Annotated in this window: 19 protein-coding genes; 13 read left to right on the top strand and 6 right to left on the bottom strand. The window is 66.3% G+C overall.

Annotation, left to right across the window (positions count from 1 at the left end):
- The first annotated feature begins 23 nt into the window (after positions 1 to 23).
- The 4 genes from ABDZ36_RS07715 to ABDZ36_RS07700 all read left to right on the top strand — a co-directional run bounded on the left by ABDZ36_RS07715 (position 24) and on the right by ABDZ36_RS07700 (position 4,952).
- A complete protein-coding gene (locus ABDZ36_RS07715; protein WP_211313446.1) occupies positions 24 to 1,385 on the top strand; it encodes a sugar ABC transporter substrate-binding protein in 1,362 nt (453 codons plus the stop codon).
- A gap of 71 nt (positions 1,386 to 1,456) precedes the next feature.
- The gene (locus ABDZ36_RS07710; RefSeq protein WP_211313447.1) at positions 1,457 to 3,049 is read left to right on the top strand and encodes a sugar ABC transporter ATP-binding protein; all 1,593 of its coding nucleotides are present in this window, start codon (positions 1,457 to 1,459) and stop codon (positions 3,047 to 3,049) included.
- A 103-nt stretch (positions 3,050 to 3,152) separates the two neighbouring features.
- Positions 3,153 to 4,058 carry an ABC transporter permease gene (locus ABDZ36_RS07705; RefSeq protein ID WP_343749267.1) on the top strand — a complete coding sequence of 302 codons (906 nt, stop codon included), beginning with the start codon at positions 3,153 to 3,155 and terminating at the stop codon, positions 4,056 to 4,058.
- 174 nt (positions 4,059 to 4,232) lie between these two features.
- The gene (locus tag ABDZ36_RS07700; protein ID WP_211313449.1) at positions 4,233 to 4,952 is read left to right on the top strand and encodes a cyclase family protein; all 720 of its coding nucleotides are present in this window, start codon (positions 4,233 to 4,235) and stop codon (positions 4,950 to 4,952) included.
- Positions 4,953 to 4,965: 13 nt separating this feature from the next.
- On the opposite strand, the gene ABDZ36_RS07695 is transcribed toward ABDZ36_RS07700, so the two are convergent.
- Positions 4,966 to 6,006, bottom strand: coding sequence for a zinc-dependent alcohol dehydrogenase (locus tag ABDZ36_RS07695; RefSeq protein ID WP_211313450.1), 1,041 nt, complete (start codon positions 6,004 to 6,006; stop codon positions 4,966 to 4,968).
- A gap of 97 nt (positions 6,007 to 6,103) precedes the next feature.
- Here ABDZ36_RS07695 and ABDZ36_RS07690 point away from each other — a divergent pair, with 97 nt between their 5' ends.
- Positions 6,104 to 6,877, top strand: coding sequence for an SDR family NAD(P)-dependent oxidoreductase (locus ABDZ36_RS07690; RefSeq protein ID WP_211313451.1), 774 nt, complete (start codon positions 6,104 to 6,106; stop codon positions 6,875 to 6,877).
- 92 nt (positions 6,878 to 6,969) lie between these two features.
- Positions 6,970 to 7,725: an IclR family transcriptional regulator gene (locus ABDZ36_RS07685; RefSeq protein ID WP_211313452.1), complete on the top strand. Its 756-nt coding sequence runs from the start codon at positions 6,970 to 6,972 to the stop codon at positions 7,723 to 7,725.
- 419 nt (positions 7,726 to 8,144) lie between these two features.
- Here ABDZ36_RS07685 and ABDZ36_RS07680 read toward each other — a convergent pair whose 3' ends face one another.
- Positions 8,145 to 9,542 (bottom strand): GntP family permease, encoded by a 1,398-nt coding sequence (locus ABDZ36_RS07680; RefSeq protein ID WP_211313453.1) that lies wholly within the window; start codon positions 9,540 to 9,542, stop codon positions 8,145 to 8,147.
- A gap of 118 nt (positions 9,543 to 9,660) precedes the next feature.
- Between ABDZ36_RS07680 and ABDZ36_RS07675 the strand changes: the two genes are divergently transcribed.
- The 3 genes from ABDZ36_RS07675 to ABDZ36_RS07665 all read left to right on the top strand — a co-directional run bounded on the left by ABDZ36_RS07675 (position 9,661) and on the right by ABDZ36_RS07665 (position 12,781).
- Entirely contained in the window at positions 9,661 to 10,125 is a 465-nt protein-coding gene (locus tag ABDZ36_RS07675; protein WP_211313454.1) for a universal stress protein, read from the top strand.
- A gap of 100 nt (positions 10,126 to 10,225) precedes the next feature.
- Complete coding sequence (locus ABDZ36_RS07670; protein ID WP_211313455.1) at positions 10,226 to 11,467, top strand: mandelate racemase/muconate lactonizing enzyme family protein; 1,242 nt, start codon at positions 10,226 to 10,228, stop codon at positions 11,465 to 11,467.
- A 1,104-nt stretch (positions 11,468 to 12,571) separates the two neighbouring features.
- Positions 12,572 to 12,781 (top strand): hypothetical protein, encoded by a 210-nt coding sequence (locus ABDZ36_RS07665; protein ID WP_211311472.1) that lies wholly within the window; start codon positions 12,572 to 12,574, stop codon positions 12,779 to 12,781.
- Positions 12,782 to 12,896: 115 nt separating this feature from the next.
- Here ABDZ36_RS07665 and ABDZ36_RS07660 read toward each other — a convergent pair whose 3' ends face one another.
- A complete protein-coding gene (locus ABDZ36_RS07660; RefSeq protein WP_211311471.1) occupies positions 12,897 to 14,177 on the bottom strand; it encodes an OFA family MFS transporter in 1,281 nt (426 codons plus the stop codon).
- A 323-nt stretch (positions 14,178 to 14,500) separates the two neighbouring features.
- Between ABDZ36_RS07660 and ABDZ36_RS07655 the strand changes: the two genes are divergently transcribed.
- Together ABDZ36_RS07655 and ABDZ36_RS07650 are read left to right on the top strand one after the other, a co-directional pair.
- Positions 14,501 to 16,678 (top strand): hypothetical protein, encoded by a 2,178-nt coding sequence (locus tag ABDZ36_RS07655; RefSeq protein ID WP_211311470.1) that lies wholly within the window; start codon positions 14,501 to 14,503, stop codon positions 16,676 to 16,678.
- Positions 16,675 to 20,214 carry a UvrD-helicase domain-containing protein gene (locus ABDZ36_RS07650; RefSeq protein ID WP_211311469.1) on the top strand — a complete coding sequence of 1,180 codons (3,540 nt, stop codon included), beginning with the start codon at positions 16,675 to 16,677 and terminating at the stop codon, positions 20,212 to 20,214. Before ABDZ36_RS07655 ends, ABDZ36_RS07650 begins: the two co-directional genes overlap by 4 nt.
- An 8-nt stretch (positions 20,215 to 20,222) precedes the next feature.
- On the opposite strand, the gene ABDZ36_RS07645 is transcribed toward ABDZ36_RS07650, so the two are convergent.
- The 3 genes from ABDZ36_RS07645 to ABDZ36_RS07635 all read right to left on the bottom strand — a co-directional run bounded on the left by ABDZ36_RS07645 (position 20,223) and on the right by ABDZ36_RS07635 (position 24,885).
- Positions 20,223 to 22,781, bottom strand: a complete 2,559-nt coding sequence (locus ABDZ36_RS07645; protein WP_211311468.1) for a DUF2309 domain-containing protein — start codon at positions 22,779 to 22,781, stop codon at positions 20,223 to 20,225.
- Positions 22,771 to 24,261 (bottom strand): proton-conducting transporter transmembrane domain-containing protein, encoded by a 1,491-nt coding sequence (locus ABDZ36_RS07640; protein ID WP_211311467.1) that lies wholly within the window; start codon positions 24,259 to 24,261, stop codon positions 22,771 to 22,773. Before ABDZ36_RS07640 ends, ABDZ36_RS07645 begins: the two co-directional genes overlap by 11 nt.
- A gap of 159 nt (positions 24,262 to 24,420) precedes the next feature.
- Entirely contained in the window at positions 24,421 to 24,885 is a 465-nt protein-coding gene (locus tag ABDZ36_RS07635; protein ID WP_211311466.1) for an Lrp/AsnC family transcriptional regulator, read from the bottom strand.
- A 181-nt stretch (positions 24,886 to 25,066) separates the two neighbouring features.
- On the opposite strand from ABDZ36_RS07635, the gene ABDZ36_RS07630 reads away from it, so the two are divergent.
- On the top strand, positions 25,067 to 25,453 hold the full coding sequence (locus ABDZ36_RS07630; RefSeq protein ID WP_211311465.1) for an ArsR/SmtB family transcription factor: 387 nt from the start codon (positions 25,067 to 25,069) through the stop codon (positions 25,451 to 25,453).
- Positions 25,450 to 26,505: an ACR3 family arsenite efflux transporter gene (gene arsB / locus ABDZ36_RS07625; protein WP_211311464.1), complete on the top strand. Its 1,056-nt coding sequence runs from the start codon at positions 25,450 to 25,452 to the stop codon at positions 26,503 to 26,505. The genes ABDZ36_RS07630 and arsB overlap by 4 nt, the downstream gene beginning before the upstream one ends.
- Positions 26,506 to 26,559: the final 54 nt, after the last annotated feature.

Genomic DNA, 26,559 nt, shown 5'->3' with positions numbered 1-26,559 from the left:
ATGGTTAATCATGATATGGACTAATGAATAATGATGGAAGAGGCGCTGCCGATCCGCGACGGCGGCAGTACCTCAAGGGTGTCGGTGGAGTAGTTGGTGCAGGTACCATCTCCTCTCTCGCTGGCTGTTCGAGTGGAGGGGGCGACGGGAATGGAACGACCTCCGCAACTGATAGCGGCGACGGCGGATACAGTAAGCCAATCGATCAGGCGTTCCTGTCCCCGGATAGCCTGAAGATCGACCTCTGGAAAGCGTTCCTTTCCGGTATGAAGGAGGCCGCGAACGACTTCGGTATGACCGGGAGCGCGCAGGACCACGGCGGTCAGCTGAGCAAGCAGATCTCGCAGATCCAGGGCGCTATCACGAGCGGTGCCGACATGGTCGCCGCGACCGCACCGAGCGACGCCGGCGTTCAGTCCATCTCCGAGACTGCAGTCGACGGCGGCGTTCCCTTCTTCGAATACTGGTCGATGGGGAAGTGGCTGTTCCCCTCGAAAGTCGGTCCCGAGTTCGTCCAGTATCAGATCCCAGAGACGTTCAAGGCGGGTGCGATCCCGGCGAAGATCCTCTTCGAGGAGATGGGCGGCGAGGGCAACTACGTCGCGATCCTCGGCCCGAAGGGTCACATCGGCTCCTACCGCTTTGAGGGCGCGAAACAGGCCCAAGAGGACTACCCCAACATCAACCTGCTCGGCTCGCAGTATTCCGGCGGGTGGACGCGACAGAAGGGCCGCGAGGTCATGTCGTCGTTCATCTCCAACCACGGTGACGATATCGACGGCGTCTACTGCAACAACGGGACGCTCGGCCTCGGTGCCGCGACCGTCCTCTCCGAGAACGACATGGCGCTACCGTTCACGGGCTTCGACGGCGCTCTCTCGAACATCGAGTACATCCAGAACAACGGACCGGACTCCGGCGAACCCTACCAGGTGCAAGAGCAGGCCGCACCGCCGTTCTGGCAGGGCGGTTGGGCCGTCGCGAAGGCGTGGGACTGGCTCCACGGGTGGCGTCCCGAGATCCCGGAGCGGATGATGTGGACGCGGACCCTCACGGTCCTCAATCCCGGGCTCGACCAGTCGAAGTTCAGCGACCTCGAAACCACCTTCGCCACGCCGGATAAGTACATGTCCGTTGCGTACAACGACGGCCACTCGCCCTACGACTGGAAGCTCGCGTCGGTTCACGAGAGCGGCGAGGACTGGGACCCACAGCACGAGTTGGTCCCGATCCGCAAGTCCGAGTGGAATCAGCTGAAGTGGGACGACAGTAACAGGCCCAACGGCCTCTCCGTTCCTGACGCCTACGATAACGCCGACCTCTTCGATCAGGTCGCGGAGGACTACCACCAGCGGAACATGAACGGCTCGAACCCCTACCTGTAGATCTCACAGACCGACCCACCAATGTACACTATTTCGAACGCACATCCGACCGAACGATGGCGGTGTCTCCCATGAGCACCGGGACCGATGCGACCGCTCAGTCCGACGCACATGGCTCTGACCCGGCGTCCCGATTCCGGGTCGCAGACATCCGCAAGGAGTTCACGAACGTCGTCGCGCTCGACGACGTCAACTTCGAGATCGGGACCGGCGAAGTCGTCGGGCTCGTCGGGGAGAACGGTGCCGGGAAGAGCACCCTCTTGAACATCCTCAGTGGTATCTATCAACAGGACTCCGGCAGCATCTACGTCGACGGAAACGAAGTCGACATCTCGGACCCACGGGCGGCGTCCCATCATGGGGTCGCCATCGTCCACCAGGAACACAACGTCATCCCGAACCTGACGGGGTACGAGAATCTGTTCCTGGAACAGTTCCCGGACTACTCGAACGCTGGCGTCCTCGACACGGACACGCTCAAACGCGAGGGCGCGGAGGTCCTCGACACGCTCGGAATCGACCTCGATCTAACGAAACGCGTCTCGAGTTACTCCTTCAGCGACCGACAGATGTTGAGCATCGCGAAAGCGTTCACCGAGACCGTCCACACCGATCATCCCATCATCTTACTCGACGAGCCAACTGCCGGCCTCGAAGAGGACGGGCGCGACCTGCTGTTCGACCGTATCGACGATCTCCGGGATCAGGCCTCGTTCGTCTTCGTCTCGCACGAACTCGACGAAGTCCTCGAGGTCAGCGACCGCATCTACGTCCTCCGCGACGGCGAGATCGTCGATCACCTCGCCGTCGAGGATGCCACCGAGGACAAACTCCAGCAGAGCATGGTCGGTCGCGAAGTCTCCGAGGAGTACTACCGCAGCAGCCGGCAGCGCGACGTCACCGACTCTGAGACCGTCTTCTCCGTATCCGACCTCAGTCGTGAGGACCACTTCGACTCGGTTTCCTTCGACGTCCGCGAGGGCGAGGTCCTCGGGATCTGTGGCGTCATGGGGAGCGGGAAGAGCGCGCTCGGTCGCGTCCTGAGCGGCGTTGACAACGCCGACGGCGGCGAGATCACTGTCGACGGAAGGACCGTCGAACCCGGGTCCGTCCCCCGGCTGTTCGACGCCGGCGTCGGGTACGTCCCGAAGGAACGCCAGTCGGAAGGCGCACTCCTCTATCAGTCGCTTCGCGTGAACGTCTCTCTCCCCAGCCTCGGAACGGACATCGTCGCCGATAAGCTACCGGGACTCGGCTCTGTTCCCTGGCTCATCGACTTCAACAGCGAGGACGAGATGGCCGGGGACGTCATCAATCAACTCAACGTCAAGACGCCCGGTATCGAGACCCCCCTCGTCCAGCTCAGCGGCGGCAACCAGCAGAAAGTCGTGCTGGGCAAGAACCTCCAGGGCGATATTTCCACGCTCGTCATGGACAACGTGACGCGCGGCATCGACGTTGGCGCGAAAGAGGAGGTCTACGACATCCTCCGCGACCTCTCCGAGGACGACGTGGCGATGGTCTTCATCGCGGACGAACTCCCCGAGCTCATCGGGATGAGCAACCGCATCGTCGTGATGCGAGACGGAGAGGTAGTCGATATCGTCGACGCACCGGCCGGTGACAAACCCACCGAATCGGAACTCATCAAGAAGATGATCTAAAATGTCTGAAGAATCCCAACCGAATCCCGTTCGAGAATGGTATGACGAGTACACGGAGAACCGATCGATGATCGACATCGCCGTCGACCTCGGCCCGTTCCTGATGCTGATCATCCTGATGGCAATTTTCACCGCCACGTCGCAGGTCTTCTTGACCTTCGACAATCTCGTCGGGAACGTCCTGATGAACAGCATGATCCTGCTGTTCGTCGCGCTCGCCGGCACATTTCCCATCCTCCAGCAAAGCATCGACCTCTCGGTGGCGTCCATCGTCTCGCTGAGCGGCGTCGCGATGGCGATACTCGTCAGCGACTACAGTCTCGGAATGCTCGCGCTCCCGATCGGCGTCCTCGTCGGGACGGGGGTCGGACTGCTGAACGGTGTCGTGTTCGCCAAGGGAAAGATCCCGTCCTTCCTGGTCACGCTCGGCTCCCTCTCGATCTTCGGGGGGTCCGCGCTGCTAATCACCGGTGGCTACTCGGTCCCGTTCAACTCTCCGGCGATCCGGCAGCTCGCCATCGGACACCTCGTCCCGCAGGTCCCGAACCTGGTCATCTGGGGCCTCGTCACGTACATCATCGTCTCCTTCATCGCGTGGAAGACGACGTTTGGGCGCTACACGTACGCGCTCGGTGAGAACGAACGGGTTGCCGACTTCTCCGGCGTCAAGGTCGACCGGTACAAGATCGGCGCGTTCGTGCTCTCCGGGACCCTCTGTGGGCTCGCCGGCGTCCTACTGAGCGCCCGTATCACGTCCGCGACGCCCGGTATGGGCAGCGGGCTGCTGCTCCAGTCCATCGCGTCCATCGTGATGGGCGGTACCGCGCTGACGGGCGGCGTCGGTGGGCCTCATCGGACCATCCTCGGCGTCCTCGTCATCGGCGTACTGACGAACGGGATGAACCTCCTGAGCGTCCAGTCGTTCATCCAGGAGATCATTCTCGGATTCGTCGTCATCTTCGCCGTCGCGATGTCGATGGACCGCGACAAGATCGACATCGTCAAATAATAGACCAGAACTGAACGCCACCACACGGCCGGTCGGTTCGAGACCGGCCGCGTTCGGTGGACCGAATCGACACGAACCGCGTCCGCGACAACTGAGATCAATGAGACGAGCACCAACTTCTGCCCGACGCATCGCACGACGAGTGAGCCACAGCACCATCGAGGGAGTGCGACGATGAGTGACGCTAACGGCCTTTCGGCGGCGCTCCGCACTCTCTCCGGGGGGGAATTCGTCGACCTGACGCACACCCTTGAGGAAGGAGTTCCTACAGTCCCCACGCACGCACGGTACGGACACACCCTCTACGAGTCCTACGAGAAGGGCGACGCCGCGTGCCACTATCGCCTCACGCTCGGCGAGCACACAGGCACACACATGGACGCCCCGCTCCACTTCATCGCGGAGGGTGACGCCCACTACGACATCTCCTCCATCCCGCTCGACCGGCTCGTAGGACGCGCGGCGTCCATCGACGTCACCGATATCGGCCCAAACGAGACCGTCCCTGCGGATCGGATCCGCGAGTGGGAGTCCGAACACGGTGCGTTGGAGGCAGGCGACAGGGTCCTCTTCCGGTTCGGCTGGGATCGCCACTGGGGAACGGGCGGCGACGGGTCCTACTACATAGAAGAGTGGCCCGGCCTCTCGGCGGAGGCCGCCGCGTATCTCACCGATGCCGACATCGCCGTCGTCGGCTGTGACACCGCCGCTATCGATGTCTCGGGCGATGAGGGCTTCCCGGCGCACTACGAACTACTCGGAAACGAAGTGTACATCGTCGAGAACCTGACGAACCTCGGGGCGCTCCCACCGTTCTCGCTGCTGGTGACCCTCCCCCTGAAAATCGGAGACGGGTCGGGCTCACCGATCCGCGCGGTCGCTGTCGTAGAGTGAACGGCGGGTTCCCTTATTCGTAGAGTTCAGAGACGTCGAAGACGGGCTTAACAGTCTCGCCATTGACGAACGCTTCGAAGGCCTCGTCGGCGTCAAGCAGCGAGAACCGGTCGTCGGTGAACGTCTGCGCGTCGACCGCGCCGCTTCGAAGCATACGCAGCGAGCGCTCGAAGTCCTCGTACATCGACGCGTACGAACACTGGAGGTCGATTTCGGAGCGGACGAGCGGTGAGTACGGCATCGTTGTCTCACCCGTCTGTCCAACGAGAACGATCTGGCCGCCCTTCCGAACCTCGTCAACGGCAGTGGTCAGTCCCGATGGATGTCCGGTCGTGTCGAAGACGACGTCGTAGCCGACGCCGTCGGTGACCTCGTCGCGCTTTGCAGCCATCTCCTCGCCGACGGTGACTGTCTCGAACCCGAGTTCGCGTGCGAGCGGAAGGCGATACTCGGTGTCCTGTCCGACGCCGGAGACGACGACGTCCCCGCCCTGCGCGCGGGCGACTTGCGCGGTCAGTTGTCCGATAGGTCCCGGCCCCTCGACGAGCACACGGTCGCCGGGGCCGACCTCTGAGTTCTCGATGACCGCGCGGGCGGCAATGCTCGTCGGCTCGACGACGGCAGCGTGCTCCGACTTGACGTCGTCGGGGACCGGGTGGAGTGCGCTCTCGGGAACGGCGATATACTGCTCGTACGCGCCGTCGTGATCCACGCCGGTAATTACCGCATTCTGACAGACGTTCTCCTCACCGATGCGGCACTGATAGCACTCGCCACAGCCGCGGATCGGCCGCTCTACGACGCGGTCACCGTGAGCGAACTCGGTAACGTCGTCTCCGACGTCGACGACGGTCCCGCAATACTCGTGGCCGATCACGTTCGGGAGCTCCATGCGCTCGAACGCCGATTCGAACTCGTAGATGCCGGCGTCGCTTCCGCAAAGGCCGGCGTACTCGACCTCAACGAGCGCCTCGTCCGCGGCCGGGGTCGGCCGGTCTCGTTCGATGAGTTCCATCGCGCCTGCTGTACGGTCGACTTTCGCCAGTCCTCGCATACTGTACGATCGTTCGTCATCGAATATAGTTCTGTGGGATGTGAGTCGACATTCGTCGTTCCGGAATAATCATATATCGCGTTTCCCCACCACATGTATGGTCACGTACGAGCACACACCGGTGAGTGTCGCGGACAAACGCGCCGTCGTCGTGGGTGGGACGAGTGGTATCGGACAGGCCATCGCACTCGGTTTCGCGAGCGAGGGTGCCGATGTCATCGCAACGAGTCGCAGCGAAGAGAAGGTCGCGGAGACGAGTGACGCGCTCGAAGCGTTGGGTGCCGAGACGGCGCGAGTCACATGCGACGTCACCGATCCGGGCTCCCTCGAGGTGGTGCGTGAGACGGCCGTCGAGACGTTCGGCGGCCTCGACATCGTCGTCGCGTCGCAGGGCGCGATTTCCCGTGAGACGGTACTCGGTATTGATGATGCGGACTGGGATTTCGTGACGGATGTCGCCCTCGACGGTGTTCGCCGTGTCACACAGGCGTTCGCGCCGGTGATCGACGAGGGCGGAAGCATCATCAATATCTCCTCGCTGGCCGCCCGGCTCTCGATGGCGAACTTGCCCGCGTACGCGGCGGCGAAGGGGGGCGTGGAGTCGTTTACCCGGGCGGCGGCGAAGGAGCTGGGACCGGATGTCCGAGTCAACGCCATCGCGCCCGGGTTCGTCATCACGCCACAGAACGCGGAGACGTACGCCGAAGGCACCGAGAAGCGTGAACAGATCGACGAGCGCGCGATACTCAGCCGAGTCGCCGACCGCGAAGAGATAGTCGGCGCTGCGGTGTACCTCGCCAGCGACGCGTCGTCGTACGTTACCGGGGAGGTCATCACCGTCGACGGCGGGTTCTCGGACAGCGCGTTCTGAGCGAGCGCGCCCGACCGTCACTGCCCGAGATGTCTCGGACGTCCTGTTCTGATATCCAGAACTCTTATCGGGCAGAACGTGCACCCCCCGATATGGAAGCCAAACACCCGGTACGGACGACGGGGAAGACGCTCGGCATCATCGAGGCGCTTTGCGACCGCGGAGCGTGTGGCGTGACCGAACTAGCCGACGAACTCGACATGGGAAAGAGCGCGGTGCACAACCATCTCGCGACGCTCAGAGAGCACGGGTACGTGCTTCAACGCGGTGACGAGTATCGACTGGGACTGAAGTTCCTCGAAGTCGGCGGCTACACGAGGAAGTCGATGGAACTCTATCAGGTCGCCGAACCCGAGGTCGATTCGTTAGCGGACGAGACCGATGAGCTGGCTAATCTACTCGTCGAAGAGCGGGGCGTCGGCGTGTATCTCATGCGTTCGAAGGGCGCTGATGCGGTCGACTTGGATACCTTCGCCGGTCGTCGTACGTATCTCCACACGACGGGTCTGGGGAAGGCCATCCTCGCACATCTCTCCGAAGAGCGCGTCGACGAGATCATCGAACGCCACGGACTCGAACAACAGACGCCACGGAGCATCGGCACGAGGTCGGCGCTCGACGACGAACTGGACGACGTACGCGAGCGCGGCTACGCTATCGACGACGGTGAGCGACTCGAAGGTCTTCGGTGTATCGCGGCGCCGATAAATCGGTCATCCGGCGAAGTCGTCGGCGCGATCAGCATCTCAGCGCCCGCGAGCCGCGTTGGCGACGATGAGCTACAGAACGACCTTGCCGAGCGTGTGCTGAGCGCGGCGAACGTCATCGAGCTCAACCTCAACTATTAGGGACAGGATAGAGAACACACGGCTCGTGTTCTGTCGCCATCTCGTAGTTATTTACTGTACTATTGGTGTAATCTATTGTGGGTAGCCTGCCAATCTCGTTCTCTATTTCGAAACGGTACTCGGATCGGTGCTCACCTCACACCGTTGCGACTCGGTATCCCGTACATCCCCGCCGAGGAGACGGCAGACGTCCGCTCCCGGTGTGTGACTACCAGAACGCCTTCACGGAACCGCACACCGATGACTCGCCACGGGACGAGAGTAGTTGTGACAGTACCGCACGCCAAGGCGGAAACCCCGACAGATGACGCTTGCGGCGTTTCAGTCTTGAAACCCCCTTGACGCGAGGCTTCCCTTGTAGGAAGCCCCCTCTAGGGCGGGCGAGGATGTCACGAGAAGCGCTGGACGCGCTTCCCGGGTTAGGCGAGCGGGAGGAGCGTCGAGTACACCAGAACGAGGATCATGGCCGTCACCGAGAGGAGACTAGTGACGACTGTCCACGTCTTGAGGGTCTCGCCCTGCGTGAGGCCACCGATTTCCTTGACGACCCAGAAGCCGGAGTCGTTGTACCAAGAACAGGCGATCCCACCAGCACCGATCGCGAGAACGAGGTACGCCGGGTTGACTGTGAGCTGCGGAGTGAGCGGCGCCATGATGCCGCCGGTCGTGATCATCGCGACCGTAGTCGATCCCTGTGCAATGCGGACGATGAACGCAATGAGCCATGCCGTGATGAGCAATCCGATACCGAGGTTGCTGAGACCGCCAGCGACGACGGGACCGATGTTGGATAGCGCGAGCATCGCGCCGAACGCCCCGCCGGCACAGGTGATGGCGGCGATGTTGCCGCCGTTCTGGAGCGCCTCGGTGAGTTCGTCCTGCCACACCTGCCGCGGGAAGTCGTCCATACGGAGGTACGTCAGCGCGGAGACGATAGCGGCGAGCGTCAGCGAGAAGTTGACGTCACCGACGAAGTTCGTGATCGGCTGGAACTGCTCGAGGACGGGATAGACGTCCTGGAACGTGTCGACGGACGTCCCGGCCGCGATGAGGAGGACGGCGATAGCGATCGGGAGCAGTGATTCAGTGAACGACGGGAGGCTCTCGATGGACTGCTCGGCCTGCTGTTCGAGGTCCTCCGCCGTGGTTCCCATCGACTCCCGGAGAGGGATGTCGAGGCGCTTGTTGATGAAGCGCCCGTAGAGCACGCCAGCGACGAGCGCGGACGGGATCGCAACGGCGAGACCGAGGATGATCGTCATCCCGAGGATGGAGCCGCCCGTGCCGAGCTTATGCGCGACAGTGAGCGGGCCGGGCGTCGGCGGGACGAACGCGTGCGTTGCCGCGCCACCGCCGCCGACCACCGCGATGTAGAGCGCGTAGTTGTCACCGATGCGGGCACGCATGGAGCGCGCGAGCGGTGCGAGGAGGTAGAACACGTTGTCGAAGAAGACCGGGATCGCCAGGATCGTGCTGCTTCCCCACAACGCGAAGTCCGCGTTCTCGTCCGAGACGAGCGACTGGAACGAGCGGACGATTCGGTTCGCCGCCCCGGACTCCGTCATCGACTTCCCGATGACGGCCGCCATCAGGATGGGAATCCCGACGCCTGCCATGTTGTTTCCGAAGGCGGTTGCGACCTGCGCCGGGATGCCTCCGAAGGAGACGCCTGGCACGAGTGCAGCGTCGACGACCCCGACGATGAGCGCCGAGATGACGAGGCCGAGGAACGCCGGGAGATCCCAAACGACGAGCAGGAGTATCACTACTGCGACACCAACGATCAACGCCGTGAGTGCTGGGAGTGCTGCTGGCATATTTTTGTCTACATAACACACGACCATTATGGTAGTACAAAAATCACACGGGAACAGATAACCAGTGGCCAATGCACGAGAACGTACATTTAACTCACCGGGGGACGATGGTAGTGGCATGGATCGAGGACTTGTCGTCGTTGAGGAGTCACCGGAACACGAAGCCCTCCTACACGAGGCGGCCGAATACGCACGCGGAGCCGACGCGCCCCTTGTCGTGGTGACGTTCGCGACCGAACGCGACATCGGCGAGGGGGTCGAGAAGTTCGAAGCGCTCGGCGGTGTCGAGGGGGTCCCGTACGACGATGAAGACGCGTTCGTTGATGCCGCTACGGACGCGCTCGCGGACTTCGTTGCGGAGACGCTTGACGGAGCGGGCGTGGAGTACGAAGTCGCCGTTCACGTCATCGAGAGCGGCTACGGGACTGCGACGCTCACCGCAGCCGACGAGTACGATGCCGACCACGTCTTCGCCACGGGCCGGCGGCGGTCCCCGACCGGCAAAGCGGTTTTCGGTGACTGGATCCAGCGCGTCCTCCTCGGGTTCGACGGCTTCGTGACCGTCCACACGGAGGAGAAGTAGGGGGAATTTCGTCCCACACAGAGAGACGAACCGCCCCGCGTCCGACCGATCGCGGTGATTCACAACCTTTACTATTAGCCGCTGGAACGAACTGTGTGTAATGGTCGATTACGAAAAGCTCCGCGACCCGAACGCGGAGTACACGATGCGCGATCTCTCCGCGGAGACGATGGGCGCGACGCGCGAGCGCGGCGGCGTTCGCGACGCGGAAATCACCGATATCCAGACGACGATGGTCGACGGGAACTATCCGTGGATTCTCGTCCGCGTCTACACCGATGCGGGTGTCGTCGGGACCGGTGAATCGTACTGGGGCGGTGGTGACGCCGAGATCATCGAACGAATGGCGCCGTTCCTCGAGGGAGAGAACCCGCTCGACATCGATCGCCTCTACGAGCATCTCATCCAGAAGATGAGCGGTGAGGGCTCCATCTCCGGGAAGGTCATCTCGGCCATCTCCGGGATCGAGATCGCGCTCCACGACGTCGCAGGGAAACTCCTCGACGTCCCTGCCTACCAGCTCGTCGGCGGTAAGTACAGAGACGAAGTCCGCGTCTACTGTGACCTCCACACTGAGAACGAGGCCGACCCACAGGCCTGTGCCGCGGAGGCAGAGCGTGTCGTCGACGACCTCGGCTACGACGCCATCAAGTTCGACCTCGACGTCCCGTCGGGCCACGAGAAGGACCGTGCGAACCGCCACCTCCGCAACCCAGAGATCGACCACAAAGTCGAGATCGTCGAGGCGACAACCGAAGCCGTCGGCGACAAGGCGGACGTCGCGTTCGACTGCCACTGGTCGTTCACCGCGGGTAGCGCGAAGCGTCTCGCTCGCGAGCTCGAGGAGTATGACGTCTGGTGGCTCGAGGACCCCGTCCCACCGGAGAACCACGACGTCCAGCAGAAGGTGACGGACTCGACGTCGACGCCGATTGCGGTCGGCGAGAACGTCTACCGGAAGTTCGGTCAGCGGACCCTCCTCGAACCGCAGGCGGTCGATATCGTCGCCCCCGATCTGCCCCGCGTGGGCGGGATGCGCGAGACCCGCAAAATCGCCGACATCGCAGATATGTACTACATTCCGGTTGCGATGCACAACGTTTCCTCACCGATCGGCACGATGGCGTCCGCGCAGGTCGCAGCCGCTATTCCCAACAGTCTCGCGCTCGAATATCACTCCTACGAGCTCGGCTGGTGGGAGGACCTCATCGAGGAGGACGATCTCATTCAGGAGGGGCGCATGGAGATCCCCGAGGAGCCCGGCCTCGGCCTCACGCTCAATCTCGACGCGGTCGAGGAACACATGGTCGCCGGCGAGACGCTGTTCGATCCGGCTCCCTAAGTCGATACCCCCTTATCGAACTTCGCTCTCGGCTCAGTGACGCCCAAAACCCCCGCAAGCACACGAGCCGAGAGCGACCTCGCCGAGACGCAGCCACCGTGGCTCGTCGGGGGAGTGGACACCGTGGATCGCCGACGAGAAATCGGTACTGTCGAGACGCGTTGTATTCATTTCCGACTATAAATTCGGATCTCTGACGAGAAGAGGCGGCGGACTCTCTCTATTCGGGGCGTATTCAAAATTGATATTTTGACAGGTGGTGTCAGATACCGATATACATCAACTCGTCCGATGGCCGCCCTCATGCTACGGATTCTCCGGCCGGGTTCGATAGCTATAACCGATATAGTGTGCATTTTGTCACGTATCGATACGACCTACCTACGCTCACAATGCAGTCGTGGCTAGATACAACCCGGCCTCTTTATATGTTTAAATAACAAATTGATATAGTACCTGTCCAGGAGCCGAACTATCACGGACGACAGCAACTGGTCGTTCGATCAGGTTGTCCGAGTTATATAGAACAAGGAGAATACCTGCGCCTTCAGGCGCAGGATGAATCCGACAATATTCTATGCAGTCCACCGTTCAATGGCACCTCTGAGTTCCCAATCCGTAGTTTCAAGTGGTGTTCCTTCGTCGCAGAGAGCAAGGTCAGGTCGGAACGGAGCGATTCCGAACGGCCTTCGGAGGCGGTCTACCCGCCACTAATGAGACAGTATCCGAAACGCCAACACAGTGAACACGAACGCAGAAACGTTCGCCTCGTGCCTGTTGGTCGAGCAAGCTCAAAGGTAACTCCGAGTCCGTCGAAGTATCAGCGCCTCCCTGCTGGCAAAAACAACAGATAGGAGGCAACGACATGGAGGATAGGAGTAACGGCGGTTTGGCACCGTCAGTCAGCCGCTGACCACGATGACTGGGTTAAACGGATTCCCGAAAGTGGCAGAATCATGGTTGCGAACCTGAAACTCCCAACGCTCGGGATTCCTGCGTCTTTAGGCGCAGGAGGATGTCAACCAGTCAGTGTGTTCAGAGTGGCGTGCATGCTGCCCGCTCGCGACCGACACGAATAAGCGGTCCTCCGCGGTACGCACTCGTATGGACAGGAAGGATCTCGGGTTCGGGTTGTTCGGCGTCGCGGCGTTCGTGGAGATCGTCGCGCTCGTCCTCATCGTCTTCCGCGGCGTCCACTCGATGGCGCTCTTCTACGTGATTGCTGGCGCGGCGATCGTCGCACTCGTTGCACTCGGCCTCTACACGCTAGAGGCATGGCGACACCCGACATCGTCGCACAAGGCGACGCACTAGTGGCGAGCGTACACGGCGGGAAGAGCTGAGACGATCCGACAGTCGACGCGTGAACGACACGTCCGGCACTTCCGTTTTCGGCGCGCGGCGATCCAGTAGCGCCATCACGCAGTTCTCAGGGCGGTGAATCGTCTGGACGCGCGTCATCGCTGAGCCCGGAGTCGTCGGGCGGGTGAAGAAAGAGCGCGGCGACACCGGCGACGACGGCGAGGACGCCACCCAGCAGGAAGGTCCGGTCCCACCCCATCGAGGTGACGAGAACGCCGGTGACGGTGCCACCGAGGACGCCGCCCCACATTTTCCCGGAGTAGAGGAGGGCGTAGTTCGCCGAGGAGTGTTTCGTACCGTAGTAGTCGGCGACGATGCTCGGGAACAGCGTGTATTTCGGACTCCAGAAGAACGTCGCAACGACGACAGCGGTCACGAAGACGGCGGGGAGCCCCCGAATCCCGAAGTAAACGACAGCGAAGAGCCCAAATCCGCAGAGGACGAACGACGTCGCCATCGTGTACAGCGGATCGAAGCGGTCGGAGGCCTCGCCGAGGACGAGGCGACCGACGGCACTGGAGAGCGGGAGGAGCGTCGCGGCGAGAGTAGCGACGACCGCGGCGAGCCCGAGGTGGTCCGCGTAGTCGACGATCTTCTCGGTGAGCATCAGCCCCGATCCGGAGACGGCGACGAACATCGCGTACATGAGCCAGAACTGCCACGTTCGGAGCATCGCGCGCCATGTGTACTGCCGGCCTTCCTCTTGGAGCGACACCTTGCCGTCCTTGGCATCGAGCCACCCCGCGGGTGGGTCGCGAATGACGAACGCGCCGGCAAGGACGATGACGAAGATGAGGAGGCCAACGTTCCGGAGGAGTGAGACGTACGCGCCGTCGGGCGCGGCTGGACCGGTCGTCGTGCGGACGATAGGGACGAGCGCGGCGGGGCCGGCGGCGAACGCCATCGTCCCGATCCCGGAGGTGAGCCCGCGCCGATCGGGGAACCACTTGAGCGCGGTGTTGACCGCGACGGTATAGACAATCCCGACCCCGACCGCGCCGAGCGAGTAGAAGAGGTACACCTGCCAGACCGTGCTCGCGTACGCAAGACCGATGTAGCCGCCGCCGGCGAGCACCGCGGCGAACGCACAGATCCCGCGTGGCCCGTGGCGATCGCGCCACCAGCCGACCGGGAACTGCGAGCCTGCTTGGAAGATCACGAACAGCGTGAATACCGTCGAAAGCAGCGCGGCGTCGACGCCGATGTGGCGCGCGACCGGCGAGCGGAGGCTCGACCAGACGTACTGGTACGGGCCGACGACCGCCATCATCCCCGCGGCGGCGACGACCAGCCACCACCGCGAGAACCCTAGTACCTCCTGTGCCCGCGTTCCGTGATCTCGACTCATCCGTGTGAACCCGCTTCAACGGGGCCGGGGATAAGCCCCCGGGTACGGGTTGTACGCCCGCGACTGAGCGGCGATGGGATTCGACACGGGATCATCGGGGTTCGTTGCGCGAATTCCACCAGATGGCAAATTCTCGCAACCCCGCTTCGACGGTTGTCGGATCGATGTGACGGAACCGATTGATACACCGTGAAGTACGTCGCAGCAGCGGTTGGCGAGCGCGATGGCTCATCGCGACCCCCGGCCGTCCCCCCAACGGCACCCGCCGATGCCGCGGAACCAGGATCGTTTATACGGGCCGGCACGAACGAACTGGGCGTTCGATGACGGACGCCGAACCGGAGTCTCGCAACGATCGCACGGCGTCGGTAACTGTCCATGTCGGGACCACCGCGACGCTTGTCGAGCGGGCGACGCGACGCGCGGCGGCGACGGACCTCGTGCTCACGCCCGAGCGCCTCCACGAACGCAATCTGAAACGCGCGCTCGCCGAGCACGCGCGACCACGGAGTTCGCTTCACCTCGCCTCGCCGACAGCGGTGGCGCATCGCGTCGCGCCCCACACCACCGACCGCGGCGTGCTCGATCGCGCCGATCGCCTCCGGCTCCTCGAAACCGTCCTCGACGACCGCGCGGTGGCGAGTGAGCCGCTGCGGTCGGTCTTCGGGACGAACCCCGCCGCCCACGCCGAGGCGATCGAGGCCGCACGCGAGGAGCTGATGACCGTGGCGGGCGAGGTGGGCGCGCGCCGTGACGCGCTCGAAGTCGTCGCCGACTCGCTTTCGACCACGGCGGGACAAGAGACGCAGGCGCTGCTCGACGGCTTGGTAGCGGTCGAGGACGCACTCGCCGAACGGGCGGATCGCGACGTCTCGACGGCGGCGGCGCTGCGGGCGGCGCGGGACGCGATCGTCCGAAGCGACGGGGCGGCGTGGGCTGATGCGTTCCCGACGATCGAGCGCCTCGCGCTCGCTGGTGTGAGCACGGTCGGAAGCCCGCTCCTCGATTTCCTGGGCGTCGTCGCGGCATCCACGGACACCGACGTCCATCTCTTCGTTCGCGCGGGGACCGGCCCGCGGATCGCCGATCGTCTCGCGACTCGACTCGTGGCGGGGGACGACGTCGACGCCGCCGATGTGACGGTCGCGAACACACCGCCGGACTCGCTCGACCCGGGCGTTCCGGTCGCGGAGCTCGTCGCGACGACCCGGCGCGAGGAGGCACGCGCGGCGATGGCGACGATCGACGCGCTCCTCGAGCGGGGCGTCCCGGTCAGCGACGTGGCCGTCGTCGCCCGCGACGTCGATCGCTACGAGCGCGCGCTGACGCGGGCGGCGCGGGAGAACGGGCGACACCTCTCCGTCTGGACGCAGCTCGCAGTCGACGACACGCGCCCGTATCGGCTGCTCGTCGCCTGTGTCGAACTGCTCGCCGCTGCGAGCGACGGCGGAAACGTCACCCCAGAGGAGCTGTTCGCGCCGCTCGACGCCGAGTGGTGCCCGCCCGGCAGCAAGGCGGGTGGCGTCTGGCCGCTCGATCATGGCGACGTATCAGCCGTCCGTCGGAAGCTCACCGGGGGGTCGAGAAGCGCCGAGCCGAAAACCGTCGAGCCGAAAACCGTCGCGTCGAGAACCGTCGAAGCGGGAAGCAGCGAGCCGGGAACCATCGAGGCGTGGCGGCGGCGACTCGACACGATCGAGCCGGCGAGCGACGGCGAGGCGGCGTCACGGGCCGGCGTTCGGCGGCTCCTCGCGTGGATCGAGACGCACGCCGACACGCCCCGGCCGGCCGACATCCGGGCGACCCTCGGGCCGCTGCTCGACGCGTACGAGCGGGTCGTCTTACCGGCTCAGCTCGCGAGCGACACGCCCGATCTGGGTGCGACCTCGCGGAGCGCGCGGGCGCTCTCCCGCTCGCGAGACCTATTTGGCGAGGCGCAGGCGAAGTATGGCGATTGGCGCGAACGCGGGTACGTCGATGGATCGTGGACGGCCGTCGCGGACGTCCTCGACGCCACCGTGACGATCCGGCCAGGGCGACGCGAACACGACAACGCGGAGCGGATCGACGTGTTGGACGCGACCGACACATGGCTACGGACGATCCCGTACGTCGTCGCGGTCGGCTTCGTCGACGGCGAGTGGCCCGAGCGCCCGAGCGGGGCGTTCCCGCCGGCCTTCCGCGACGCGGTCGTCGCGGGCGACGGCGGCCCCGGCGGTGGCGCGGCCCTCGGCGTCCGCGGAGCATGGACCGAAGCGCGCGAACGCGACCACCTCGCCGACGCCGTCAGCGCGGCGAGTGCTGGTCTCGTCTGCACGCGTTTCACGACGGATGCCGCGGGCGTCACCGCGCACCGCTCGCCGTTTCTCGCCGAGATCGCGGCTGATGCGCCCGTCGTGACGGACGACGCCCTCGACGGGTTGTTAGCGGCCGATCGGCGAGTGCCCGACGCGCTGGCACGCGTGTTCATGGGGGACGCCGACGTGGATGGTGAACGATGAGCGACGCGTCGGGGAGCGCGCCCGAACTCCGGGGCGCACAGCGCCGCCTCCGCGAAGCGTTCGTCGCACACGAGTCGGGGCTGTTCGTCCTCGACTGCAACCCGGGTGCAGGGAAGTCGACGGTCGCCGACCGGCTCGCCGCCGAGGTGCTCGCCCGCGGTCGCGCGGCCGACGAGCGCGCGCCCGAACGCCGACTCTGCGTGACCTCCTTCGCGCGCGACGACGCCGCGGCCGTCGGCCCGGGCGTCACGGCCGCACTCGAATCGATCGCCGCGGACGACGATGGCCCGATCGACATCGACAGCGCGGACGCCACCGATCTGGCGCGGCGTCTCCGCCGGAGCGACACGCTCGGGACGATCGACAGCGTGCTCCACGCGATCTTCGCGGACGTCGCGACCGAGGTCGGATTCGACGGTGTGCCGACGGTCGACGATGGGACACGACTCGCCGCGCTCGAGGCGGACTGCCTCGACGCTCTCCGCGACGACCCCGACCACGCGGCACGCGTCGAACGACTCGACGATGCGTATCCCGGCAGCGAATACACGACAGGCCTCGACGCCCTGCTCCCGGCGGCGCTCCGGGCTGCCCGGCAACGCCGCCTGTCGGTCGACGCCTTCGCGGACCGCCTCGCCGCGACGATCGACGGGACGTACCCGGACGGGCCCCCCGAGAGCTTCGCGGACGTCCTGCGCGACGTCGAGCGCTTCGTCGACCGGCGGACGGCCGACGAGACGGCGACGGGCTTCGACGACGATGACCGAACGGCGTTCGTCGCCGCCGATCGGGCGTGCTACGACTCGTGGCGTGAGGCGATCGACGACGTTCGTGCGCTCCTCGCCGCCTACGCGGATCGCTACGATGCACTCACGCGCGAGCGCGGCGTCGTCACGCACCTCGACGTCGCACACTGGGTCGCGACGTACTTCGATACCGAACGGAACGCAGACGACTACCGCGCGCGCTGTCGCGAGCGGTACGCGGCCCGCCTCGACACGCTGATCGTCGACGAGGCACAGGACGTCTCCGTCGTCCAGCACGACGCGCTCGCGCCGTTCGTCGACGCCGATACGCGCGTCGTGCTCGTCGGCGACCGCAAGCAGTGTCTCTACACATGGCGGAACGCGAGCCCCGAGCAGTTCGCGCGCGCCGTCGACGACGGTGTGTACTTCGGCGTTGAGTGGGACACGCACGTCTGCGAGCGGGCCGCGCGGACCTATCGCTCGCGGCCGGACGTGGCCGCCGCCGTCGACGCCGTGTTCGCTGACGCTTTCACCGACCCGGCGCGCGGCGCTGCGGGCTCGATCGACGTCGACTATCCGCATCTCGTCGCCGACCGGGAGGCGACGACCGAACCGAGCGTCCACGTCGCGGCCCACGGGGCGAGCGCGTCGCCGGAATCGCGCGGCTGGGCCGAGGCGGAGGCGCGCGCGCTCGCGTCGTATCTCGTGGGCGCGTTCGAGGACGGGACCCTCGCCAACGGCGACGGAAGCGGCGATCGCGACGAGGCCCCGAGCGTGACCGCCCTCTTTCCACGACGGACGCGAATGGACGTGTTCGCCGAGGCGCTCGACGCGCGCGGGCTCTCGGTCGCGAACGCGAGCGAGTACCTCTTCGACGACGCGCTCGTCCGCCTCGCCGCCGCGGTCGTTCGGTGGCTGGTCGACCCGTTCGATCCCGTCGGGACGCGCGCATTCTTCGACACGGAGTTCGGCGACGATGGCGATGACACCGTACTTCCCGACGACCTCCGCGACGCCGTCGCCGACGCTGGCTGGTCGGTGCGCGCGGCCGCCGCTGGCGAGGCGACGCTCGGCGACGGCGAACGCGCTGTTCTCACTGGGCTTGCCACGCTCGCAGGGCGGCGCGCGCACCACATCGCGGAGCCCCGCGCTGTCGTCGACGACATCCTCGACACGCTCGATCTCGCGGCCGACCCGTTGGACGCGACGGCGGGCGACACGGAGGCAGCGCGACGCGTGGCGGCACTCGACGCGCTTCGCGACGGCGTTACCGAGTGGACGGACGAGGACACCGAGCTATCCGGGCTCGCGGACACGCTCGGCCGGTTCCTCGCGTCGCCGGCGGACGGCCCGACGGTTCCGGTCCCGAACCCCGACGCCCACGATGTCGTCTTCCGCACCGTCCACGGCATGAAGGGCGACGAGGACGAGGTGATCGCGCTCATCGATCTGGGCGCGTGGCTCGGCTTCTACGGGCCGCATGGCGACACGTTCGTCGCGCGCGGCGACCACCTCGCGCTCGCGCCGCCGGCCGACGCGGGCGTGGATGCCCCACCGCTCGCCGGTTTCGACGCCGGGGTCTACGCGCACCCCGAACGCGACCCAGCGGGAAATAATGGCGAGAGTGACGGGATAGGTGACGACACGCGGCGCGACGCGGGCCTCCGGTGGGCGAGCGAGCGGTGGGCCGACGGCGACGCGCGACTCGCCGGACCGCCGCCGCTGGTCGCTGCCGCGGGCGAACAACGTGCGGAGCGCTGGCGCGTGCTCTACGTCGCGATGACGCGCGCCCGCGACCACCTCGTCGTCCCGCTCCCGACCGACCGCGGCCCGTCGCGTCGTCGCCCCCGCGAGTACTGGGTGGACGCGCTTATTGAGGCGTTCGAGATGGACGACGCGACACGGGGTGAGACGCACACGATCACCTCACCGCGGCCCGGCGACCCGGAGCGGACGTTCGCGATCGGCGTCAACGACGTCCCGCTCGTGGATCGCGTCGCGTCCCGCCCGCCGGTGTCGACGCCGGCCGCGGCGACGCCAGTGGCGGAGCCGAAGACGGGCTGGACGCCGCGGTACGTCAACGCGAGTACACTCTATCCGCTCGCGAACGACCCCGAGCGCCACCTGCTCGCCCACCTCCAGCGGAACGCCCTCCATACGGACCGGGCGACACCCGTCGACGGCCTCGGGCTTCCGTTCGACGCGCTCGGCCCCGATGTCGTCGGCACCGTCGCCCATGCCGTGCTCACGCATGCCGTCTCGTCGGGCGTCGAAACGAGTACGGTAGAGGCGTGTGCGGGCCCGTTGCGCAGACGGCTCGACGAGGTACTCGCCGGATACGGTACCACCGGCGCGGAGCGGGCGGCCGTCCGGGCGTTCGTCGCCGAGCGGGTGTGCCCGCAGTTCGCCGCGAGCGAGACGTGGGCGCGCTTGCGCGCGAGCGATCCGGTGTACGTCGAGGAACCGTTGGACGCCGTCGTCCGCGTCGGCGATCGGCGTGCGGCCGTCGAGACGCGGAACGTCGCGGACGTCGTCTCGCGCGCCCCCGACGGGACGTGGCACGTCGACGATCTGAAGGTCGCGCTCGCGCCGACGGATCGCGAGACGCGCCGGCGCTACGACCTCCAAGCAGCGACGTACGCGTGGCTACTCGAACGCCAACGTGGGGGCGAGTCGGTCGAGCCGTCGATCACGCGCCTCGGCGTCGACCCCGCGGTGCGCACGGTGACACCACCGGACCGGCCGGTCGCGGCGTGGTTCGCATCGCTCGCGGGATTGCGTAAGGAGTAGCCAGCAGGTTAGTCGTCGGCCGTGACGGCGACGCGCGCTTCCGGCTCGGGCTGCGTCACTCGCTCGTCCGCCCGTTCGTCGACGGCGAATCCGTCCTCGTACGCGTAGGCGTCGTGGCCGCGCGTCGGGTCGACGACGGTGAGCGAGAGCCAGCCGTTCTCGCAGAGCGTGCGGACGTGCTCGTGCTCGTCGAGGGCGTCGCGGACGCGCTCCGTGGGCGCGTGGACGACGAGGGAGAGGCGCAGGGGCTGGTGGTGCGGGTCGTCGTCGGCGGCCATGAGCGACTGAAGCGGGAGGCCGGCCATGAGGTCGCCGCCGTTGCCCTGATAGACGCCGACGTTCCCGACGGGGTTCTGCGTCACCTTCGAGCCGCTGCCGTAGGCGGCGTTGTCGACGGTCGCACAGTAGTACTGGCTGTTGATCCACTGCGTGACGACGACGGGGCCGGCGAAGATCGCGGCGAGCGCGTCACCCTCGTCGTCACGTTGCCAGTCGTAGGAGTGGAGGAACGCGCGGCTGTCGAGGTCGAGATCGGCAGTGAGCTCGCGCGGCCCGATGACGAAGGAGGCGTTACCGGCGAGCCCCCACTCGGGACGGGTCTCCGCCCAGTCGGCGGCGCGGCGTTCGGCGTCGCGGACGGCGTCGTCGGGATCGACGGCCATCGACTCGGCGCGTTCGGCCGCCGCGCCAGTCCGCGCACGTTCGAGGTCCGAGCGGAGGCGCTCAACGTCGGCGGCGTGGCTCTCGGGGACGTCGCCGTCGTAGAGCGTCACCTCGTCCGTCGTCGTGTTGTGCTCGGCGGCGAGGAAGACGGTGTCCTCGGGGATGTCGTGACCGCGGGCGCGCAGGGCGTCGCGGACGGCGTCCTCGTTGCAGATCGTGGCGAGGACGCGCGCGTTCGGCCCGCCGGGTTGGCCGGCGCACGCACCGCAGTCGAGGCTCGCCTCGAACGGGTTGTTCGCCGTCTCGCTCGCGTGGCCGGTGAAGACGACGAGGCGCGCGAAGGAGTCCCATCCCATCGTCTCGAAGGCGGCCGCGGCGTACTCGACGCGCTCGTCGAGCGTCATGCCGACCGGGAGGTCGCGAACGCCCGCGTGCGCCCCGTCGTGGTCGACGCTCGGCGTGCAGAAGTCGGGAGCGCTCGGGAGGCGTTCCGTGAGGGTGTCGTGGAGGTCGTGGACGCGCTCGGGGACGAGCGTCCGGGTGGCGAGCGCGACGCCGTACGCGCTGCCCGCGCTCTCGACGAAGCTGAACGCCGTCGCGGCGTTCGACTTCACGGCCTTCAGGACCTTCTCGCCGGCGTGGAGGCGCTCGGTCCAGCGGTCGTACGCGACGCGGTCGTGCTCGTGCGCCCCGTTCGGGCGCTCCTGGACGTGATGTTCGGCCTCGACGATCGGCGGGCAGGCGTCGGCGCTCGCCGCGGCGTCGTACCCCTCGTAGCGCATCGGGACGCCGAAGAAGCCCGCGTAGCCGTGCGTCTCGTAGTCGCCGGTCGCCTCGAGATGGCGGCGAAAGACCTCCGAGCGCGTGTCGATACAGAAGACGAGCTGGGCGTCCGCGCGGCCGGCGGCGGTCTCGTCCGCCTCGGCCCGTTCCGCGCTCGCGTCGGCGACGGCGTCCACGACCTCGTCGCGGTAGGAGGCCTCCCACGCGCGTAGCCACGCCTCCTCGAGGGGAACGCCGTCGTCGGCAGTGGTGTCATTAGCGGCGTTATCGGCGGTGGCGGCATCGGTGGTGGCGTTATCGGCAGTGGCGTCGGCGGACGTCCCGTCGTGACACACATCGTCGCGCCGCACGCCGTCGCACGCGTTATCGGCGTCCGCAAGCGGGTCGAACGGCGCGTTAAAGCGCTCGACGAGGAGGAGGCGCGCGGCGAGATAGCCGACGAGCGTGATCGGGTAAGCCTCCTGCCACTCGTCGCCGCGCTCGGTGCGGTATTTGAGCAGGCCCGTCCAGCCCGGCAGGGCGTTCAGGTGGGCCTCGAAGATCGCGGTCCAGCGATCGCGTGTATGGTCGGCGAGGATGGCGGCGATCGCGTCGGTTGGGTCGTCGGGCGCGTCGGCGAGCGACCCCGCATCGGGGATCCGCGAGTCGTGGCGGGCGACGGCGCGAAACGCGTCGTAGAAGCCGGCCTCGCGATTCGGCATCGGCCACGACGCCTCGCCCTCGTCCAGGAAGGCTGACAGCCACGACGCGAGCGCGCGATCGACGCGCGCCGTGGCCTCGTCGCGAGCGGCGCGCACATCGTCCCCTTCGTCGGTGTCAGCGAGACGCTCGAGGAGTGCGTCGGCGGAACCGTCGTAGCCGTGTGCGTCGAGTTCGGCGCGCAGCGTCGCGGGGTCGATGTCGCCGCGCTCCCACGCGGCACGGAACGTTTCCGCATCCGGGTAGGCCCGGCCGCCGCGCAGGGTGCTCGCGCGCTCGACGGCCTCGTGGAAGGAGAGGTCCTCGTAGCCCGAGAGGGGGTTCGCGGTCACGAACGAGTGAAGCGGCCAGTTCGTGCCGACGGTCTCGGCGGCGGCGTCGATACGCTCGCGGACGTCGTGGGTGTCGTGGTCAGTACTCATCGTACTCCTCCGTGTTCGTGAGAACGGTTTTCGGGGCGGGACGGGTCATGTCGCGGAGCGCGACGTAGAGTCGGGTGCTGCGCCGATAGACGCCGGTCTCGATGGCGAGATAGACGAGGGCGAAGGCCGTCGCGACGACGACGTGGACGGCGGTCAGCTCGGTCGGTGCGGCTGCGACGACCGAGCCGGCCATAACGTCCTCGATGGCCGAGTAGACGAGGCCGTAGACGGCGATAGCGGGGAGGAAGACGAGCGCGACCGCGCCGTAGCGGACGGCGGGCGAGACGCCAGTGCGTCCGAAGGCCTGCCGGGCGGCGTGAAGCGTCGTCAACACGACGAGGCCGGCGAGTAGGAGGCCGCTGTCGCCATGAAGCCCCTCGCCGGTGAGAGCAGTGAAGATTATGCCGCCCGCGGCGGCAGTACCACCAGTGGCGAGCGCGCCGACGACGGTGAGCGACGGCGTCTCGCCGTGCCCGTGCCCCGGCGTCGTGTGCGCTACGCGACTGCCGTTCGAGAGGAACTCGTAGGCCTTGTAGAAGCCGTGGAGGATGAGGTGGGTAATGGCGGCGGCGAAGAAGCCGAGGCCGACCTGCATGAGCATGAAGCTCATCTGGCCGGTCGTCGAGCAGCCGAGGCGGGCCTTGACGTCCGTCTGGACGGTCCGCAGGAGTTTCCCGACGAGGGCGCTCGCAGCGCCGACGGCGACGATCAGGAGCATGAAGCGCGCCTCGACGGTGACGGCGGGGGCGAAGCGGACGAGGAGGATCCCGCCGGCGTTGACGAACCCGGCGTGCATGAGCGCGGAGGCGGGCGTCGGCGCGGTCATCGAGGAGAGCAGCCAGCCGTGGAACGGAACGAGCGCCGACTGGATCATCGCCGCGAGGAGGAGCGCGCCGGCGACGATGAGCCACGTCGTGAAGGGGAGCGTGTCGGCGACGGCGGCGACGCCCTCGAAGGTGGTCACACCCGCCGTCGCCCAGAGGACGAAGACCGCGACGCCGACGAGCGCGCTGCTCGCGAGGAAGTACCGGCGGGAGAGCGACGCGGCGGCCTGCGCCTGTGGCCAGTCGCGGGCGTAGCCGACGAGATCGGCCATGAGGAGCCCCATGGCGAGCCACGCGAGGACGAAGAGGACAGTGTTCGCGGCGGCGACGAGCACCATGACGACGAGCGTGAATCCGAAGATACGGGTGAAGAACGCGGTGAGGCGCTCACTCCCGGCCATGTAGCGCCGCGAGTAGCTGTGGACGATGCCGCTGAAGAAGGTGACGGCGACCCACATAACGGCGGTCAGACCGTCGACGGCGACGATGCCAGCGATGGCCCATAACGTATCGGTGAGCACGTACGCACCGAGGACGCCGAGGGTCGCGAGCCACAGAAGCCACACGAGTCGGGTGAGCCACACGGGAGCGCGGGGCGATTCCGACGCCGCGTCGGGGAGTGCGCCGACCGTCCGTGTGGGGTGTGTGTCCGACATCGTCGTATGCGAATCGTGACGCGGGAGATCGGTCCCGGTCACACGTACACCACACTACGAACAGATTAGGCAATAAATCCTTCGTCTGTTCCCAGACTGTTCGTTAGCTCGTATTATTTTTCGTTAACGATTCGCCGTCGGTCAGGACCGGCCGCGTGCTCATTCCTCCTCGAAGCGGCCGAACGGCGTCGTCACATGGCTCTTGACGAGCACCTCGTCGGCAACCGTGATACCCATGTCGAGGAGCGCCTCGGCGACGGGCGTGATGTCGCTGTCGGAGCGCCCGACCGCGGTCACAAGGAGGTTCTGCTCGCCCGTGATGAGCTCCTGAACCGAGACGACACCGTCGAGAGCCAAGATGTCGGGAATGAGGTCGCCGCGCTCGTGGATCGACGCCGTGCAGAAGAGGAGCATCCGGATCGGGTAGCCCGAGCGCTCGTAGTCGACCTCGGCGCTGTACCCCTTGACGACGCCCGCCTCCTCTAAGCGCTGGATGCGCTTGCGGACTGTACTCCCCGACGTCCCGGTCCGCTCGGCGATGTCACTCGACGAGAGGGTTCGCGCGTCCTCCTGGAGCGCGTACAGGATCTCCCGGTCAATCTCGTCGACGTCTTCGGCGGGCATACCGGATCGTTACCCCGACACGGCCAAAGGGACTTCGCCTCCACGCATCCGCGCGGCCGTCGCGCACTGGTCGCGTGCCGGGCGAGGCCAGTCGCGTGGCCACCATCGTCGAGTGCGGCAGCTATTTGAATCTGTATTCAGACCACAACGGCTATCTGTGGCTGCGTGCAGATAGCGGGTGATGGCAGGATCTGCGACACGACTAGAACGACTCCTAACCGACGAACTCGGCGACTGCTGTGCAGCCGACGTCGAGGCGCGTCGCGCGGAACTCGACGCGCTCGCCGACGAAGCGTTCGCGAGCGGCGTGCGCGCTCCGTTCGCCGTCCTCGGCAACGAGACACGCTATCGGCTCGCCCGCGCGCTCACCGTCGACGGCACCGAACGCTGCGTCTGCGAACTCGAAGCACTCGTCGACGTCAGCGAGAGCGCCGTCAGCCACGCGCTCGCCGACCTCGTTGATGCCGGGCTCGCGAGTCGGCGCAAGGACGGCAACTGGCGCTACTACGAGAGCACCGCGCTCGCCGACGGCCTGTTCGCAGCCGCCGAACGGGGGGACGACGCGTGAGTGACGACCTCTCGGTCCTCGATCGCTACCTCACCGTCTGGATCGGCCTCGCGATGATCGTCGGCGTCGCGCTCGGGCGCTACGTCCCCGGCGTCGTCGACGTCCTGAACGCCGTGACGTGGCACGGGACGAGCCTCCCAATCGCGATCGGGCTCTTCGTGATGATCTTCCCGATCATGGCCGAGATCGACTACGGGCGCATCCCGCGCGTCACCCGGACCAATCGCGCCGAGATCGGCCTCACGCTCGCGTTCAACTGGCTCGTCGCGCCCGCGTTGATGTACGGCCTCGCCGTCTTCTTCTTGGGCGGGTATCCCGACCTCGTCACCGGCCTCATCATCGTCGGCATCGCGCCCTGCATCGCGATGGTGCTCGTCTGGAACGAGCTCGCCGCCGGCAACCAGGAGATGTGTGCGGTCTGCGTCGGCGTCAATTCGCTGTTACAAATCGTCCTCTTCGTCCCCTACGCCTTCTTCTTCCTCACCGTTCTCCGCGGGACGACCGTTGATGTCTCGATGGGCCTCATCGCGCAGATGGTCGGCGTCTTCCTCGGCCTGCCGCTCCTGCTCGGCTACCTCACGCAGAAGGTCGCCTTCCGCACCGTCGGCCGCGAAACCTACTACGGCCGGTTCATCCCGCGGATCGGCCCGCTCGGACTGCTCGGACTGCTCTTCACGGTCGTCGTCATGTTCGCACTGAAGGGCGACGTCATCGTCGCCGACCCGTGGCAGATCGTCCGCATCGCGATCCCCCTCTTCGTCTTCTTCGTCGCGCTCTGGGCGGTCGCCTATGGTGTCAGCGCCGCGATCGGCTTCGACTACACGGAGGGCGTCAGCCTCGCGTTCACCGCCGCCTCGAACAACTTCGAACTCGCCATCGCCGTCGCCGTCGCCGTCTTCGGCATCGGCAGCGACGTCGCGCTCGCCACCGTCGTCGGCCCGCTTATCGAGGTCCCGGTGATGCTCGCGCTCGTCCGCGTCGCCCTCGCCACCAAAGACACCCTCTTCGACAACCCACAGACCAACGCCGTGTTCACCCCCACCGACGACTGACACCACCATGTCCAACACAGCCACCGACGAGACCGCCGCGCCGCAGACAACCAC

Origin of the sequence: Halarchaeum salinum, from assembly GCF_039520965.1 — an archaeon.
In the GTDB taxonomy this organism is placed as follows: domain Archaea; phylum Halobacteriota; class Halobacteria; order Halobacteriales; family Halobacteriaceae; genus Halarchaeum; species Halarchaeum salinum.
This window is presented reverse-complemented; position numbering and strand designations above follow the sequence as displayed.